This is a genomic window from Citrobacter sp. Cpo100 (genome assembly GCF_030332595.1).
Classification (GTDB): Bacteria; Pseudomonadota; Gammaproteobacteria; order Enterobacterales; family Enterobacteriaceae; genus Citrobacter; species Citrobacter portucalensis.
Map to the genome: position 1 here is coordinate 1 of NZ_JAOWHM010000003.1, position 305 is coordinate 305.

General features: G+C 52.8%; 2 tRNA genes. Both read right to left on the reverse strand.

Annotated elements, in window-relative coordinates:
- Position 1 precedes the first annotated feature (1 nt).
- Positions 2-75: transfer RNA gene (locus OGX96_RS00010), tRNA-Met, on the reverse strand.
- A gap of 152 nt (positions 76-227) precedes the next feature.
- A tRNA-Met gene (locus OGX96_RS00015) sits at positions 228-304 on the reverse strand.
- Between the last annotated feature and the right edge of the window lies 1 nt (position 305).

The following is a 305-nucleotide window of genomic DNA, read 5'->3' on the forward strand; positions in this document are numbered from 1 at the left end:
GTTGCGGGGGCCAGATTTGAACTGACGACCTTCGGGTTATGAGCCCGACGAGCTACCAGGCTGCTCCACCCCGCGTCCGTCTTTTTGCTTCGTATTTCAAACTACATCAGCGTTGGCTTTCCTCGTTCACCTCAGTCACTTACTGGAGTAAGCTCCTAAGGATTCACTGCGTCGCCGCCTTGCTGTGATTCGAACTACTTTGCAAAAATCTTACATCAAATTTTAATTGGTTGCGGGGGCCAGATTTGAACTGACGACCTTCGGGTTATGAGCCCGACGAGCTACCAGGCTGCTCCACCCCGCGT